General features: G+C 68.7%; 17 protein-coding genes and 1 tRNA gene. 7 read left to right on the plus strand and 11 right to left on the minus strand.

Features of this window, described 5'->3' with window-relative positions:
• Window positions 1–54 precede the first annotated feature (54 nt).
• Window positions 55–831, plus strand: a complete 777-nt coding sequence (gene pstB / locus HJG52_RS13050; protein WP_171243970.1) for a phosphate ABC transporter ATP-binding protein PstB — start codon at window positions 55–57, stop codon at window positions 829–831.
• Window positions 832–967: 136 nt separating this feature from the next.
• Here pstB and HJG52_RS13055 read toward each other — a convergent pair whose 3' ends face one another.
• The 6 genes from HJG52_RS13055 to HJG52_RS13080 form a co-directional block, all read right to left on the minus strand.
• Window positions 968–2,026 (minus strand): type IV toxin-antitoxin system AbiEi family antitoxin domain-containing protein, encoded by a 1,059-nt coding sequence (locus HJG52_RS13055; protein WP_171243971.1) that lies wholly within the window; start codon window positions 2,024–2,026, stop codon window positions 968–970.
• Window positions 2,027–2,351: 325 nt separating this feature from the next.
• Window positions 2,352–3,353 carry an inorganic phosphate transporter gene (locus HJG52_RS13060; RefSeq protein ID WP_171243972.1) on the minus strand — a complete coding sequence of 334 codons (1,002 nt, stop codon included), beginning with the start codon at window positions 3,351–3,353 and terminating at the stop codon, window positions 2,352–2,354.
• An 8-nt stretch (window positions 3,354–3,361) separates the two neighbouring features.
• Complete coding sequence (locus HJG52_RS13065; protein WP_171243973.1) at window positions 3,362–3,988, minus strand: DUF47 family protein; 627 nt, start codon at window positions 3,986–3,988, stop codon at window positions 3,362–3,364.
• A gap of 235 nt (window positions 3,989–4,223) precedes the next feature.
• Window positions 4,224–4,409 (minus strand): hypothetical protein, encoded by a 186-nt coding sequence (locus HJG52_RS13070; RefSeq protein WP_171243974.1) that lies wholly within the window; start codon window positions 4,407–4,409, stop codon window positions 4,224–4,226.
• Between the two features lie 600 nt (window positions 4,410–5,009).
• Window positions 5,010–5,657: a hypothetical protein gene (locus HJG52_RS13075; protein ID WP_171243975.1), complete on the minus strand. Its 648-nt coding sequence runs from the start codon at window positions 5,655–5,657 to the stop codon at window positions 5,010–5,012.
• A gap of 122 nt (window positions 5,658–5,779) precedes the next feature.
• On the minus strand, window positions 5,780–6,124 hold the full coding sequence (locus HJG52_RS13080) for a TFIIB-type zinc ribbon-containing protein (protein ID WP_171243976.1): 345 nt from the start codon (window positions 6,122–6,124) through the stop codon (window positions 5,780–5,782).
• A 99-nt stretch (window positions 6,125–6,223) separates the two neighbouring features.
• On the opposite strand from HJG52_RS13080, the gene HJG52_RS13085 reads away from it, so the two are divergent.
• The 3 genes from HJG52_RS13085 to HJG52_RS13095 all read left to right on the plus strand — a co-directional run bounded on the left by HJG52_RS13085 (window position 6,224) and on the right by HJG52_RS13095 (window position 8,036).
• Window positions 6,224–6,299: transfer RNA gene (locus HJG52_RS13085), tRNA-Lys, on the plus strand.
• Between the two features lie 181 nt (window positions 6,300–6,480).
• On the plus strand, window positions 6,481–6,828 hold the full coding sequence (locus HJG52_RS13090; protein WP_171243977.1) for a helix-turn-helix domain-containing protein: 348 nt from the start codon (window positions 6,481–6,483) through the stop codon (window positions 6,826–6,828).
• Window positions 6,825–8,036, plus strand: coding sequence for a tyrosine-type recombinase/integrase (locus HJG52_RS13095; RefSeq protein ID WP_171243978.1), 1,212 nt, complete (start codon window positions 6,825–6,827; stop codon window positions 8,034–8,036). The genes HJG52_RS13090 and HJG52_RS13095 overlap by 4 nt, the downstream gene beginning before the upstream one ends.
• Window positions 8,037–8,140: 104 nt before the next feature.
• Here HJG52_RS13095 and HJG52_RS13100 read toward each other — a convergent pair whose 3' ends face one another.
• Window positions 8,141–9,199 (minus strand): hypothetical protein, encoded by a 1,059-nt coding sequence (locus tag HJG52_RS13100; RefSeq protein WP_171243979.1) that lies wholly within the window; start codon window positions 9,197–9,199, stop codon window positions 8,141–8,143.
• Window positions 9,200–9,265: 66 nt separating this feature from the next.
• Here HJG52_RS13100 and HJG52_RS13105 point away from each other — a divergent pair, with 66 nt between their 5' ends.
• Entirely contained in the window at window positions 9,266–9,592 is a 327-nt protein-coding gene (locus HJG52_RS13105) for a hypothetical protein (RefSeq protein ID WP_171243980.1), read from the plus strand.
• A gap of 29 nt (window positions 9,593–9,621) precedes the next feature.
• Here the strand turns inward: HJG52_RS13105 and HJG52_RS13110 are convergent, their stop codons facing one another.
• Window positions 9,622–9,975, minus strand: coding sequence for a hypothetical protein (locus HJG52_RS13110; RefSeq protein WP_171243981.1), 354 nt, complete (start codon window positions 9,973–9,975; stop codon window positions 9,622–9,624).
• Between the two features lie 222 nt (window positions 9,976–10,197).
• Between HJG52_RS13110 and HJG52_RS13115 the strand changes: the two genes are divergently transcribed.
• A complete protein-coding gene (locus HJG52_RS13115; protein WP_171243982.1) occupies window positions 10,198–11,043 on the plus strand; it encodes a hypothetical protein in 846 nt (281 codons plus the stop codon).
• A 147-nt stretch (window positions 11,044–11,190) separates the two neighbouring features.
• Here HJG52_RS13115 and HJG52_RS13120 read toward each other — a convergent pair whose 3' ends face one another.
• Window positions 11,191–11,586 (minus strand): hypothetical protein, encoded by a 396-nt coding sequence (locus HJG52_RS13120; RefSeq protein ID WP_171243983.1) that lies wholly within the window; start codon window positions 11,584–11,586, stop codon window positions 11,191–11,193.
• Window positions 11,587–11,728: 142 nt separating this feature from the next.
• On the opposite strand from HJG52_RS13120, the gene HJG52_RS13125 reads away from it, so the two are divergent.
• Window positions 11,729–12,658 (plus strand): helix-turn-helix domain-containing protein, encoded by a 930-nt coding sequence (locus tag HJG52_RS13125; RefSeq protein WP_171243984.1) that lies wholly within the window; start codon window positions 11,729–11,731, stop codon window positions 12,656–12,658.
• A 23-nt stretch (window positions 12,659–12,681) separates the two neighbouring features.
• Here the strand turns inward: HJG52_RS13125 and HJG52_RS13130 are convergent, their stop codons facing one another.
• The gene (locus HJG52_RS13130; RefSeq protein ID WP_171243985.1) at window positions 12,682–13,239 is read right to left on the minus strand and encodes an RES family NAD+ phosphorylase; all 558 of its coding nucleotides are present in this window, start codon (window positions 13,237–13,239) and stop codon (window positions 12,682–12,684) included.
• Window positions 13,239–13,592: an antitoxin Xre/MbcA/ParS toxin-binding domain-containing protein gene (locus HJG52_RS13135; protein ID WP_206070557.1), complete on the minus strand. Its 354-nt coding sequence runs from the start codon at window positions 13,590–13,592 to the stop codon at window positions 13,239–13,241. Before HJG52_RS13135 ends, HJG52_RS13130 begins: the two co-directional genes overlap by 1 nt.
• Between the last annotated feature and the right edge of the window lie 58 nt (window positions 13,593–13,650).

A 13,650-nucleotide genomic window follows, 5' to 3' on the forward strand; every position in this document is an offset into this window, starting at 1 on the left:
GACATCCCCAGCGAACATCCCACGCACGAAACCCAGTAAGGACGAATCCCACTCATGGCCAAGCGAATCGACGTCAGTGACCTGAACGTCTACTACGGCTCCTTCAAGGCCGTCGAAGGCGTGACGATGACGGTCGAGCCCCGGTCGGTGACGGCGTTCATCGGCCCGTCGGGCTGCGGCAAGTCGACCTTCCTGCGCACCCTGAACCGCATGCACGAGGTGATCCCCGGCGGGCGCGTCGAGGGCAAGGTCATGCTCGACGACCAGGATCTCTACGGCTCGGGCGTCGACCCGGTGGCGGTGCGGCGGACCGTGGGCATGGTGTTCCAGCGGCCCAACCCGTTCCCGACGATGTCGATCTACGACAACGTGGCGGCCGGGCTGAAGCTCAACGGCATCAAGGGCAAGAAGAAGCTCGACGAGGTCGTGGAGAAGTCGCTGCACGGCGCGAACCTGTGGAACGAGGTCAAGGACCGGCTGAACAAGCCCGGCGCGGGGCTCTCGGGCGGTCAGCAGCAGCGGCTGTGCATCGCGCGGGCGATCGCGGTCGAGCCGCAGGTGCTGCTGATGGACGAGCCGTGCTCGGCGCTGGACCCGATCTCGACGCTGGCGATCGAGGACCTGATCTCCGAGCTCAAGAGCAAGTACACGATCGTGATCGTCACGCACAACATGCAGCAGGCGGCGCGGGTGTCGGACCAGACGGCGTTCTTCAACCTCGCGGCGACCGGCAAGCCCGGCAAGCTGATCGAGATCGCCGACACCCAGAAGATCTTCAGCAACCCCAGCGTCAAGGCCACCGAGGACTACATCAGCGGCCGCTTCGGCTGACCCTCCGCTCCCCTCCCGCCACTTCGGGCCACTCACGCTCGGTGTGCGGTCGTTCTTCAGGCCTCAGTGGCCCGAAGTCGAGGGGTGCGTGGCACTTCGGGCCGCTCACGCTCGGTGTGACGCGGGTCATCAGCCCTCAGTGGCCCGAAGTCGAGGCCGTGAAGCTCGTCCATTCGCGCAGGGGTTCGTCCTCGTCCACCCGCCAGAGGCATCGGATCTTGTCGGGAGCTGCGCGCCGACGGGCGGCCTGCAGTTCCGCCACCATCGCTTCACCGTAATTCCGCAGGCCGGACGTGCCCCACCGTCCGACGGCGAAGCCGATCTGCTCCAGACCACGCTCGCGTTCCCGTTCAGCAACCATCACGGCAGCCGCAGCCTCAGCGTCCCACTCGCCCTCGGCAAACTCGCCCTGGTACTTGCCGCGACCATCGCACTCGCCGATGACGCCGGCACTTCGCCACAGCAGGTCGACTCGTGCGACGAACTCGCCTTCGAGCGTGTGCAGATGCACCTGGCTCTCGGGCGTGCTGAACCCGCGCCTCGACGCAACCGCAACCGAGGCCGACTCGAGCCAGCTCTCCCGGCGGCCGTCGGCAAGCGCGAGCCCCTCGTCTGCCAGCCTGATGCCGGGCCACCGCTTCTGGAATGCGCGCATCTCGCGGAGCTCCTCGACTGTGGTCAGCCCCGCCCGCAGAGCGCCGTCCGCAATGGCCAAGGCGTTGCGGAGCCGGTGCTGTCGAAAGCAGTCGACCACCGTGCGGGCGGGCGTGGTGAGGGGTATGCCGTCCAGCTCGGCGATGTGCTCGTCCGGCAGGGCTCCGTGCAACACTCGGCGCCAGTCATCCGGATAGCTCGTTCGCGAGGTTTTGTGCGAGGTCTTGTTCACCGTCAGTGAGACCTTTCCCAGTGGCCCCTGAGGAGCGGGAAAGCCATGGAGGACTGCGGCGCTGGCGTGGCTGACGACGGACCCGGCCACGAGCTGTTGAGCCGGGCGCGTCAGGGCTCGGTGCGCATCCTTCGCGGTGAGCTCCAGCCATGGCTCGCGGGCGGCATACAGGGAAGGGGCCACCCTGATGACATGTCGCCTCCGGATCGCGCCCGCGAGGGCGGTCTTGCCGAGTCCGGCTGCCAGCGCCTCCGACGGCAGGAATGGTTGCGGCAACTCCACCCAAGCGCTGATGTGTGCGGCTCTCATGGTGTGACCGTGACCCGCCCGACTGTTGGCCGTCCAGGTGCCCCGTGCGCAGCTGTGGACAAGGCACCGATGCGCGGGCCCCTGTGGACAGCACTCGTGGCCTCACGCCTGACCAGCCAGGGCATACGAAGTGGCACAGGCCCCCGACTTCGGGCCACTCACGCTTGACCAGCCAGGAAATACCAAGCTCGGGTGGCCGCAAGTGCCACACGCTCCCGACTTGTGGCCACACAGGGCTGAAGAGCCGCGGCGCATCAGGCCCCAGTGGCCCGAAGTCGGGGTGCGGGCCGGAACGACGGGTGAAGAGCAGGCGTGGAGGCGCGGGTCAGACGAAGAGGTTGATGAGGAAGTAGGAGATGACCGCGACCAGGCCGGCGCCGGGGAAGGTGAAGATCCAGGCGCCGATGATGTTGCCGGCCACGCCCCACCGCACCGCCGACAGCCGCTTGGTGGCGCCCACGCCCATGATCGCCGACGTGATGGTGTGCGTCGTCGAGATCGGGGCCCCGAACGCCATACCCGCCACGTAGAGGATGGCCGCCGCCGTGCTCTCCGCGGCGAACCCCTGCGGCGGGTCGAGGTGGATGATGCGGCGGCCGAGGGTGCGCATGATGCGCCACCCACCGGCATACGTGCCGAGCGAGATGACGATCGCGGCCATGAGGAGCACCCACAGCGGCACGTGGTCCCCGGAGTGGTAGCCGCCCACCGACAGCGCGAGCACCACGACACCCGCGGTCTTCGCGGCGTCCTGGAACCCGTGCCCGAACGCCATGGCCGCCGCCGACGCGGTCTGTGCGTAGCGGAAGCCGCGCTGCACCCGCCCCGGCTGGGCCCGGCGGAACGCCCACAGGATCGTCGTCATGACAAGGTAGCCCAGCACGAACCCGACCACCGGCGACGCCAGCATCGGGATGATGACCTTCTCGAAGATGCCCTGCCACTTGACCGTGGCCCCGGCAGCGAGCGCCGCACCACCGAGCCCGCCGATCAGGGCGTGCGAGGAGGACGACGGCAGGCCGTACCACCAGGTCAGCAGGTTCCAGCCGATGGCCCCGATGAGGGCGGCCGCGCAGATCACCAGCCCCTGGGTGCCCTGCGGTGCGTCGATGATGCCCTTACCGACCGTCGCCGCGACCGCGCCGAACTTGTAGACGATCAGGCCACCGGCGAGGTTCGCCACGGCGGCCATGGCCAGCGCGACCCGCGGTGTCAGCGCACGCGTCGACACCGAGGTCGCGATCGCATTGGCGGCGTCGTGAAAACCGTTGGTGTAGTTGAACCCCATCGCCAGCGCGATGACGATGCCAACCGGAAGCCATTCCATGGGAGGGCTCAGGACTCCTTGACCGCGATGCTCTCGACCTTGTGCGCGACCTTCTCGAACGCGTCGGCCGCGGCCTCGAGCTCCTCGACGACCTCCTTGAGCTTCATGATCGTGATGGCGTCCGACCCGAAGTCACCGTTGAACAGCCCGGCCAGCAGGCGGCGGTAGGTCTGGTCGGCCTGGTTCTCGAGTCGGTTGATCTCGATCCAGTACTCCGACAGGTCCTTCATCGACCGCAGCCGCGGCATCGCCTCGGCGGTCAGCTCGGACATCCGCGACAGCACCTCGACCTGGTCGGCGACGCCGGCCGGGAGGTCGCCCACGCGGTAGAGGACGATCAGGTCGACCGCGGCATCCATCATGTCCATGCAGTCGTCGAGCGCGGACGCCAGGCCGTGGATGTCCTCGCGGTCGAACGGCGTGATGAACGAGCTGTTGACCTTGCGGATGATCTCGTGCGTCGACTCGTCTGCGTCGTGCTCGATCTCGCGCATCCGGGCCGCGATCGAGTCGCGCTCCCCGATGTCGGCGCCGAGCATCTTGGTCAGTTCACGCGAGCCCTCGACGAGGTGTGACGCAGACGTGGCGAACAGGTCGTAGAAGCTGTTCTCCTGGGGGGTGAGGCGAAAGCCCACGGTTCTCTCCGGTCATGCGGGGGATGGCCGGGGACGATGCTACGGCCAATTGGCGCCGCGGATGCAACTCGGGGCCACCTTGCGTGCACGCGCCGGTCACCTGGGCGCCCGCCGCCGTCCACCCGGGCCCGCGGCATACCGGTGTCGCCCGCAGGGCGTCGACCAGCAGGTATGCCGTCCGGCCGGCTCACGCACGCACGTCGCCGACGCGCCTGCTCGCGAAGTCTCAGACGCGCTATGCCTTGGCGGCCGCGCCCTCACGCTCGTCGTCGTGGGAGACCCCGAGGACCTCGTCGATCTCCTCGTCGGTGAGCGGCCGCTCACTCGCCGACGCGGCCACCACGAGCTCACCGACGAGCTCGATCTCCCCCTGGAGAGCGTTGTCGGTGAGGTCGCCGGAGGCGGCCGGATCGGACGTCATGGAACGACGCTAACGGAGTTCTGGCCATCCATGGCAACGACCTTTGCCATTCCTTGACCCCCACGCGCAAGAACCACCCGTCCGGACTATGTGTGGGCCTTGCCTTCTACTGCGCGGGTGCTATGGCAGATGATGGAGGTATGCCGCGTGAGCAGCCGGGTGCTCCGGCGCCGGTGCCCCCACGGGTCGAGGTCGTCGAGTTGGGCTCCTTCGCGCACGGCACCTGCCTGGTGTGTGGGTGGAAGGGGCCCGGGCGGCGGGCGCGGCGGCTGGCGCGGGTGGACGCCCAGACCCACGACGCCACCTGCGGTTCGAGGTAAAAACGCCCGGGAATCAGGGGCGTTTTTACCTCGAACCGGGAGTTCTGTGCGCCGGGCCGGGAGCGCCTCACGGCGCGTGGCCGCTCGTAGCGGCTTCAGTTGGGACCCGGGGCTACCGCGGCCCGACGCACGAAAAACTGTAACCCGCGAAGGGGCCACCGTGTTCCCGAGTCCACAGGCCGCGCGTGGCGCAAGACCCGAACGGCCGACCGGGCGCGGGGCATGAGGTGCCGGTCACGGAGGTGACGGCCGCGCCGTCAGTGACCACGCGGCATACCGCTCAGAGCAGCTCGCCGGCCTGCCAGAGGCGCGCACTGGCCTCGAGGTCCTCGGCCGTGGTGAGCATCGACGCGGCGCGGCGGGTCTGCGCGCCGGCGGCCTCACGGTCGGACGCGTCGGTGGTGTGGGCGCGTTCGGCGCGGCCCGCGGCGACGACCCGGCAAAAGGCCGCGGCGCGTTGCAGCGCAAGGGAGAAGTCGCCGTTGAAGACCCCACGCAGGACGGTGTCGGTGAGGCCCTTGAGCTCCTCGGGTCCGGGCGGTTCGGCGACCCCGGCGACGGCGTGGTTGACGTCGGTGAAGCGGATGCCCTCCGCGTAGTCGGCGCTCGCCTCCTCGGGGTTGCGTTGCACCCACTCGCGCAGGGCGTACAGCCGCCACAGCGCCCCCGGGAGGCTGCGGGCGGGGCGGTCGGCCCACAGCTCGGCGACGGTCGACAGGCCGAGCTCGTCGACCAGGGCGATCAGGCGGGCGGTCAGCTCGGGGTCCTGCGCCGCGCGCCCGCGACCGACGAGGACGGCCGCGGTCTCGTGCGCGATCTCGGTGACCTGCGCGGGGTCGGGGACGGTGCCGCCCCGGGCCTCCATCGCCGCGGGGCTGAAGAAGGCGGGGCGGCGCGGGTTGTCGCGACCACTGGGTTCGTTGCGCATCGGTCCCATTGTGACCCCTCCCCCGCGCCCCAGCTTTTCCGCGTCATGCGCGAACTTGAGGTTCGCTCGGGTTACTGGACCGAGTGAACCCCAAGGTTCGCGTGCGAAGTCGCGCCGTTCGGTCAGCCGAAGAGGTCGCCCAGGAAGGACGACTTGCGGCGCCCGCCATGCCCGCCGTAGCCATAGGGCGCCTTGGACGTGGCACGGTGCTGCACCGGGTAACCCTGCGCCGGCGGCTGCTGCCACTGGCCCTGGCCCTGCTGCTGGTAGCCCTGCTGGTATTGCTGCTGTTGCTGCGGCGGCTGGTGCTGCTGGGCGCTCCAGGCGTTCTCCGCCGCGACGAGCGCCTCGAGCTCACCGCGGTCGAGGAACAGCCCGCCACAGCCGGTGCACTGGTCGACATGGACCTGGTTGCGCTCGTAGTTGCGCATCTCGGATCCGCACTTGGGACAGGTGAGGGTGCTCATGTCGGGCCAACGGGCGGGGTGGTGGCCGGGTTCCGCTGGCCGCGTCCCGTTACGCTGTGGCGCGGTTCGACCACGCCGGTATGCCGCGTGGCCGACTGAGGGCCTCTAGCTCAATTGGCAGAGCTGCGGACTTTTAATCCGTAGGTTGTCGGTTCGAATCCGACGGGGCCCACCACGCATCACGGCAGGTCAGACGGGTTGTCGGTCGGGAAACGAGAGGACCGATGGACGCCCTGAGGCCATGTTTGGTGCAGTTGACGGTGCAGTTGCGCGACGCACTGAGCCGTAGGGACACAATGAGGCGCCTCCGGGAGCACGGGGGCTCATCGAGTCGCAGAAGCTGTCTCCCATGGCTCATGGTGACCACCAGCGCCAAACCGGTGGCGTTGGGTGGTGTGACCGAGATGACCACCTCCGAGGTTCGGTTGATCGCCGAGCGGATCGAGGCGCGGCTGGCCTCGATTGCCGAGCACGAGGCGGCCATTCGCAGCGACCTGGAGGCGCTGGCGTCGTTGACTTCACCAGCAGCTGACGACCACCTCTTGGACGTTGCCGCGGCCGCGCAGTGGCTGGGAGTGTCCCGGGCCACCATGTTCCGCCTGCTGCGTACAGACACCCGGCTGCTCCATGTCAAGGTCGGCAAGCGCACTCTGTTCCGTCCCGATGACCTGCGGGCCTACGCCGCTGGTCAGGTCGCCTCGTGAGCCGGACCCGGTCTGCCAACGGCCGCTCCTCGATCTACAAGGACTCCGCCGGGACCTGGCACGGGTGGGTCACCATGGGGCGCGACGACAACGGAAAGTTGGTGCGCAGGCACGTCCGAGGTCGCACCCGAGCCTCCGTGACCGAGCGAGTCGCAGACCTGGAACGCGAGCGTGCCAGCACGTCGGGGCGCGCGGCGGCGAACGGTCGACAGACCCTCGGGGACTGGCTCGAGGAGTGGCTCGTGCTCATCAAACGCAGCCGCAAGCCCAGGACGTTCAGCACCTACGACGCCCTGATCCGCACCCACTGCCAGCAACTGAAGAAGGTCAAACTGCACGATGTCACCGTTCGGCAGATTGATGACCTGCTAGACCACGTCGCCACCACGGTGAGCGCGACCACCGCCGGCAACCTTCACCGCACTCTGCGCGCCGCATTCTCCGTCGCGGTTCGTCGCGGACTCGTGGCGTCAAACCCTTGCAGGTACGCCACCGTCCCTCGGGTGTCGCACACCGAGGTTCACCCGCTGAGCGTGCGGGAGGTGCATGACCTGCTCACAGTCGCGTCCGGTGCCCGCAACGCGGCCCGGTGGTCGGTGGCTCTCGCCCTGGGGTTGCGGCAGGGCGAGTCGCTCGGACTCAGGTGGGAAGATGTCGACCTCGAGAGCGGAACTCTCGCGGTACGTCGCCAGCTGCAGCGCCACCCCTGGGAACACGGCTGCGCGGAAGACCAGCCCGGGCACACTGCCGCGAAGTGCCCGCGCCGCCACTCAGGCGGCCTACGGTTCGACGACACCAAGACTGGAGCCGGTCGACGGGTTCTCGCCATCCCTCCGCAGATGCTCCCCCAGCTCCTCGACCACCGCCGCGCCCAAGCTGCCGAACGCCTCAAGGCTGGGTCCGATTGGCAAGACCTCGATCTCGTCTTTCCTCGACTAGACGGCTCCCCGACGGATCCCCGCCACGACCACCGCGCGTGGAAGAGCCTGCTCGCGCGCGCGGGCATCCGCGATGCCCGGCTCCACGACGCCCGCCACACAGCCGCCACCCTGCTGCTGGCCCAAGGCGTCGACGGCCGCGTCGTCATGAGCCTTATGGGCTGGAGCCAAGCCGTCCTGCTCACCCGCTACCAGCACGTGATCGACACCATGCGGATCGACGCCGCCCTCAAGATCGGCAGCGCAATCTGGGGTGAGTCAGGAGCCTGAGCGAAACGGCCGGCATAGGACCATCCGGGCACTCTCCGGCGGATTTCGGGCACCCGAGCTCGGTCTGTCACTGAGGCCGCCATGGATCACCAGGACTTTGGAGGCTACCGCTCGCAGCATGGACCCGGCTGGTCTGTTCTTGCGCTCACGAGGGTTCGGTCCTCGAGCGGTCTGCCGACGCGTGTGCTTGGTTCACCGCCGTGCTGGAGTTGCGATGTAGTGGTTCCGAGTTGGGCGCCCGCGCTCATGGCCGCCCCGGCCGCGTCGACGAGCGCGCCGCTGGCGTCAACCACCTCGGCACGGACAACGACAGGGAGTAGGACGGCTCGGTTGGCCAGCAGGTCCTGAGGCGTGACAGTGGCTTTGTGGGGGCTGTCGTCGATTATGACGGGTGTGTGTGAGCTCTGACGGCGTGCGGCGATCGCCATGGTGTTGACGGCTCGCGCAGCGCCGGTCATCCTCGGATCTTCGGCGACGTCGTCGACGAGGTGCGCCAGGTCGAGGTTCGCAGCCAGCACCTGTCCCACGAGCGAGGGGACGCGGTTGATGTCGGTGCGCTGGGCCATGACTGCGGCGGACGACGCGACAGCGCCGTCGACGAGGACCTCACGTAGGGCGGCCCTGACTTCCCCACTCGCGCAAGCCAGCTCGTGGTCCGTGCGGCGGTGGGACACAGGCGTGAGCTTCGCCCATATGCGGGCGATGGACTCCCACCGCGCTTGCGCGATGACGAGGGCGGGATCGAGACGATCTCGGTAGTGCTCCTGCTCGACGTGTCCCGCGGCGACCGATCCCCGGAGCAGGGCGTTGCTCCCGGCCAGGATCAGCGCCTGTGTACGCGCGGCGAGCAGCAGGTCCGCCGTGTGCGTGCTGTCGACGAGGACCCGGTGACTGACGATGTCCCAGTCGGCGACGGCTTGTGCGAGGCGCCCAGCGGCTGGCGGATCCCGGTGCTCTCCGGTCAAGTCATTCGGGTAGGTCCGAGAGACGACGCTTCCGGCGAGCTGCTCGAACGCGGCAGTGTGCTCGAGCGCGGCGCGGACCTGGCGCAGCGACTTTGCGGCTGGCACGTGACCGCTGCCGGCTAGCTTCGCCTCCAGTTCCCGCAGGTGGCGGCCGACGGCGACATGGACTCCGTGGGAGCCGATGTAGAGGGTGTGCATGATCCGGGTCCTGGCTGCGGCCAAGTCTGAGAGCTCAAGTGCGTTCAAGGGTGGCTCAGGAGTGCGATGCCGAGTGATCAGATCCTCGGCGCGAGCAAAGCCAGCGGCGATGTCGAGGTGACGCTGGTCCGCCGGGCCCTCACCTGGCCATCCAGTCCGGTGCCGTCGATGGTGCGCGTCGGCCATGGCCTGGAGCCGCACCACTGTCAGGTCGTCATCGTTGAGAGTCCGCTGCTCGGCGCCTGGCTGAGGAGTCGTGGGCGCAGGCAGCGCGTGCCACAGCTCGGCGGCGGCCTGGACGACCTCGCCCCACGTCCGCAGCATGGTGGCTGCGTCCATCTCGTCAACGTCGATCAGGACCGCGCGAGCAGTGTGGTCCGCCTCGAGAAGTAGCTCGCCGACGCTGCGCTGGTCGACGCCCGTCATGTGACGTGTTCCCCGACCAGGTCGCAGACGGCGACGACCAGCTGCGACGAACCAACGGGAAGGTCCTCGATCGGGCACACGCGCAGAGCCCTCTCGGCCGAGCGCATCAGCTCGAGCGGGTCCTCCACGGCCAGAGCGGCGACGGGCACGGGACTGATGCCCACGGGCGTGAGCTCGAGGGCCCGGGAGGCGGCCAGGTCCAGCCCCAAACCTCGAAAGCGCAGCTGAGGGTCGGGGTCGGTCTGCGCCTGGGCCCAAGTGAGGTCGGCCGCGCGCGCCAGGAGCACGGCCGCGGTCGCCAGGCAGGCAGCGGGGCTTGTGCTCTCAGTCAGGGCATCGGTGCGCATCATGGGGTTCTCCTCGTCGTCGAGATCGTCGTGTCCATCCCTGCAGGTCTCGGCGCGGGCTGACAGGCCTGAATTTCAGCCTGTGGATAAGACGGCAGGGCCTGTCGTAGGTGCGGACGACACTTCTCATGGGCCTTAAGGCCCCGGTGCTGTCGTGGCGGTCAACACCGTCGACAGTCGAGATGTCAGCACTAGTGCATCGCATGGACGGGAGAGGAGAAGACCGTGACGACGTCGCTGAAGAAGGTGCTGGCGTGCGGGCCGGCTGTCGTGGTCAGTGTGATGCTCACGTTCGTCTTCGGCTCTGTGCTGCCGCCGCTGGCAGGGTTGGCGGCATTCGTTATCGGGCTGGGCGTGATGCTCGCCTTGCTGGTGGGCTGGGGCGAGCCCTTGGCCTCCCGACTCCTGTTCCATGCGCGAGCGCTAAACGAGGCCGAAATTGGCACCCTAGCGCCGGCGGTGGCGATGCTGTGCCAGCGGGGCATCCCGATGGGTCGCCTCGATGTGCGGGTGAAGCGCAACGCGGTGCCGATCGCAGCCGTGGGGGTGGGGCGTCGAACCGTTGTGGTCTCGGGAGGCTTGATGGGCGCGATTCGAGACGAACAGCTACCGGTCGACCAGGCGGCCGCGGTGCTGGGACATTGTGCCGGCGTCGTGCTCAGCGGCGCTGTGCGGTCCGACCCTGCCTTGGCGTACTGGACTCTGCCTTGGCAGCTCACCCGGGCCTTGGTCGGTGCACTCGTGCAGCCCTTCCGAAGGCTGCCGCTGGCGGCCCTTGCCTGGAGGGGCCGCTTCGTCGTCGCGCTGGTCGCCGCGGTGCAGTCGGTAATCGCCGAGCAGCTGGGAGTTGCCGGCGCCTTGGTGACGCTGTGCGCCCTGTCCTACCTGCTGGGTGCGGGCGAGGGGGCCTGGGCAGCCACCTTGCGTGAGATCGGTGATGACCGCGTACGCCAGGCCGGTCTGGCCGACGCACTCGCCCGCCTCCTGCTGCGGTGCTCCAGCTCGGCAGCGACGCACGAACGCGTGCATGCGCTGACTGGTCCGCACAGGTGCCACGGCTGGCACTGGTGACATCGCCGGCGTAAGGCTGGCCGAGGCGATGCTCTCGGCCACCGGGTCATCGGGAAGCCGTCATCGTTCGGGCGTCGAACGCCAACGGATGGCTCCCGTGGTGGTGGGCGTGTGAGACCTCGTCATGCGCCCCACAGTCGAGTGTCATCACAGGTGCGCGTCGTCGTCTGGATTGACGACGCTCAGCAGCCGATCCAGGCGTTCGGCCGGGACATGGCTCGGGTCGAGCAGCGGAAGGCATCGGCTGCACAGGTCGACGCCGGTGTCGGCGCAGACCCAGTGGCACCCGTCGGGACACGCGTGCGCGTCAGTGCACCCGCAGACGAGACAGACCCGGTGGCGAGGGAGCCCTCCCGCCACCACGGTCTCTATCTCCGCAGCGAGATCGGCAGCCGCGACAAGGAGCCGCGCCGCTGCGGCAGGGTGTCGAGTTCGGCGCAGGATCTCTGCCGATGCCTTGGTGGCCACCTGCTGGTGCTCGAGCCTGACCACAACGTCCGCCGTAATGGCCGGCTCTCGTGTCCACGACTGCATGATGACCACCTCTCCCCGCTTCCTCGCACTCCCCAAGGGCTGCGGCCTACCTCCTGGTGGACATGTCGTCGCAAGGGGTCCTGTCCACTCAGCCGACATCCCGCGCTTAGGGCTACGACGAGTCGTCGACGAGCAGTCAGGGGTGGCCGTCATGAGTTCCAACAAGTCCTGGGATGTTGCGTACAGGCGAGACCGTGCCCGCGGGCAGCGGCGTTACGTCGCCGCTGACGCCACCCGGAGCCGGCTGAAGGACCTGGTCGACGCCCACGTCCCTCTTCGCGCGATCGCCCGAGCAACGGGCCTCAGCGACACCGCGATCGGCCACATCGTCGCCGGCCGCCACGAGCTCGTCCAACGCACCACGGCAGAGCGGATCGCGACCCTGTCCCTTGCCGACGTGCTCGAGCAAGCGGACGGAAACGTGCCCAGCATCGGTGCGACGCGCCGGGTCCAGGCATTGATGGCGATCGGGTGGCCCAAGGCCGATCTCGAGGCTGCGGGGGTGCCCTCCGCGCAGCTCGTCACGCGGGCTCGGGACCTGGTCAGTGCCGAAGGTTGGCGCCAGACGCGTGACGTCTACGACCGGCTGAGCATGACCCCTGGCCCCTCTCAGAAGTGTCGGGACCGAGCCCGGGCCCGCGGCTACGCACCGCCCCTGGCGTGGGAGGAGGACACGCTGGACGACCCCCGCGGCACCCCGCAGGTGGACTCGTCGACGCCCGCACCAGTGGACGTGGTTGCGGTCGACCGGGTGGTGGCCTCCGCCCGCGCCGGGTTGGGTTGCGATACCAGCTTGCGGCTAACTCGGCAGGAGTATCTGGCGGCCACCCGGGAGCTCGCCGCGCACGGAGCCTCTGATGCCGAGATCTCCGAAGCGTTCGGGGTCTCGAGCCGAACCGTGCTTCGCTTGCGGCACCGCAACGGCATCGCCTCGGGCGTGCGGGCCGACCACGTGGCCGAAGACTCCAGCAATGCCGACCTGGTCGGCTCGGCCCGGCTCCGCCGAGCCGTTCAGCTGGGGAAGTCCTCGGGCCATTCCGGAGCGGAGTTCGCGGGGCCGGTGCCCGCGGTGGGTGCCTGACCCCTGCTCGTCGCCCTCGGGCCCTAGGAGGCCCCGTCTGAACGATGGACCAGGCGGTCGGGTGTGAGCGGGACGCTGGCCGTCACCTCCAGCGATGGGCCAGTTCGGGTTTCGAACGCCGCCAGGACGTGACCGGCGCCAGAGGCGGATGGCGCCAGGACACCACTGAGGCCGAGGAACCAGGCGGCGTGCCCGACGGCTTGACAGGCGGTCCAGTCGTCGTCGGCGATGTCTGCCTCCCCAATGCCGACGTGCGCCAGCGCACTGGCGTCTCGCAAGTCGAGGATGGCCAGATTAGTGACCTTGACCGTGTGCAGCTTGTACGGCACCCGCAGCAGTTCAGCTGCGGTGTTGTTCTGCGAAACGGCCAACCGTTCCAGCTCGGCCAGGCAGGTTTCGATCGGCGTGGCGAGGTAGATGGTGGCGAATATGTCGGGAGGGTTCCAGCGGCCGCCGTTGAGGCGCGCGCCAGCCCCAGAGAGGGGGTCGCGGCGAGCGGTGGTGTACCGGTAGGTGGTGCCGGACCAAGCCGACGCCCCGAGCTGGTCGACCCGCTGGACCAGCTCGTCGTCGAGGGGCATCAAACAATGACCCCTTCGGCGATGGCCTCGATCAGGTTGAGCACGTCTCGGTACTGCCCTGCGTGAATCCGTTTTGCCGGCGTGTCATGGTCCAGGAGCCGGTTGGGGGTGAAGATCCAGACGTTGGCGCGGTCGCTGGGCAGTACCTCTGACACGGCTTCCGCGACGTAGGCCAGTTCGAGCAGCCGCTGTTTGTTCAGCCGTTGCGGGACCACCTCACCGCTCGACCAGCGGGCGACGGATCGGGCGGTGGCGTCAACGATGCGCCCCACTTCGTCCTGCGTGAGCCCAAGATGATCGAAGATGTCCGTCACCTTGTGCGCCAGCGCACCTCTATCGGCCATTGCACTCATCGGCGTGTCCCAACTTTGACGGGTCTTTTGTCATCTACTATGCCACTAGTTTGGCGCA

Origin of the sequence: Knoellia koreensis (assembly GCF_013041615.1) — a bacterium.
GTDB lineage: Bacteria > Actinomycetota > Actinomycetes > Actinomycetales > Dermatophilaceae > Pedococcus > Pedococcus koreensis.

Excerpts from the sequence above, each read along its gene's own strand:
- pstB (WP_171243970.1), top strand. The coding sequence starts at position 55 with ATGGCCAAGCGAATCGACGTCAGTGACCTGAACGTCTACTACGGCTCC.
- HJG52_RS13055 (WP_171243971.1), bottom strand. The coding sequence starts at position 2,026 with ATGAGAGCCGCACACATCAGCGCTTGGGTGGAGTTGCCGCAACCATTC.
- HJG52_RS13060 (WP_171243972.1), bottom strand. The coding sequence starts at position 3,353 with ATGGAATGGCTTCCGGTTGGCATCGTCATCGCGCTGGCGATGGGGTTC.
- HJG52_RS13070 (WP_171243974.1), bottom strand. The coding sequence starts at position 4,409 with ATGACGTCCGATCCGGCCGCCTCCGGCGACCTCACCGACAACGCTCTC.
- HJG52_RS13075 (WP_171243975.1), bottom strand. The coding sequence starts at position 5,657 with ATGCGCAACGAACCCAGTGGTCGCGACAACCCGCGCCGCCCCGCCTTC.
- HJG52_RS13080 (WP_171243976.1), bottom strand. The coding sequence starts at position 6,124 with ATGAGCACCCTCACCTGTCCCAAGTGCGGATCCGAGATGCGCAACTAC.
- HJG52_RS13090 (WP_171243977.1), top strand. The coding sequence starts at position 6,481 with ATGGTGACCACCAGCGCCAAACCGGTGGCGTTGGGTGGTGTGACCGAG.
- HJG52_RS13100 (WP_171243979.1), bottom strand. The coding sequence starts at position 9,199 with ATGCACACCCTCTACATCGGCTCCCACGGAGTCCATGTCGCCGTCGGC.
- HJG52_RS13105 (WP_171243980.1), top strand. The coding sequence starts at position 9,266 with ATGCCGAGTGATCAGATCCTCGGCGCGAGCAAAGCCAGCGGCGATGTC.
- HJG52_RS13110 (WP_171243981.1), bottom strand. The coding sequence starts at position 9,975 with ATGATGCGCACCGATGCCCTGACTGAGAGCACAAGCCCCGCTGCCTGC.
- HJG52_RS13125 (WP_171243984.1), top strand. The coding sequence starts at position 11,729 with ATGAGTTCCAACAAGTCCTGGGATGTTGCGTACAGGCGAGACCGTGCC.
- HJG52_RS13130 (WP_171243985.1), bottom strand. The coding sequence starts at position 13,239 with ATGCCCCTCGACGACGAGCTGGTCCAGCGGGTCGACCAGCTCGGGGCG.
- HJG52_RS13135 (WP_206070557.1), bottom strand. The coding sequence starts at position 13,592 with ATGAGTGCAATGGCCGATAGAGGTGCGCTGGCGCACAAGGTGACGGAC.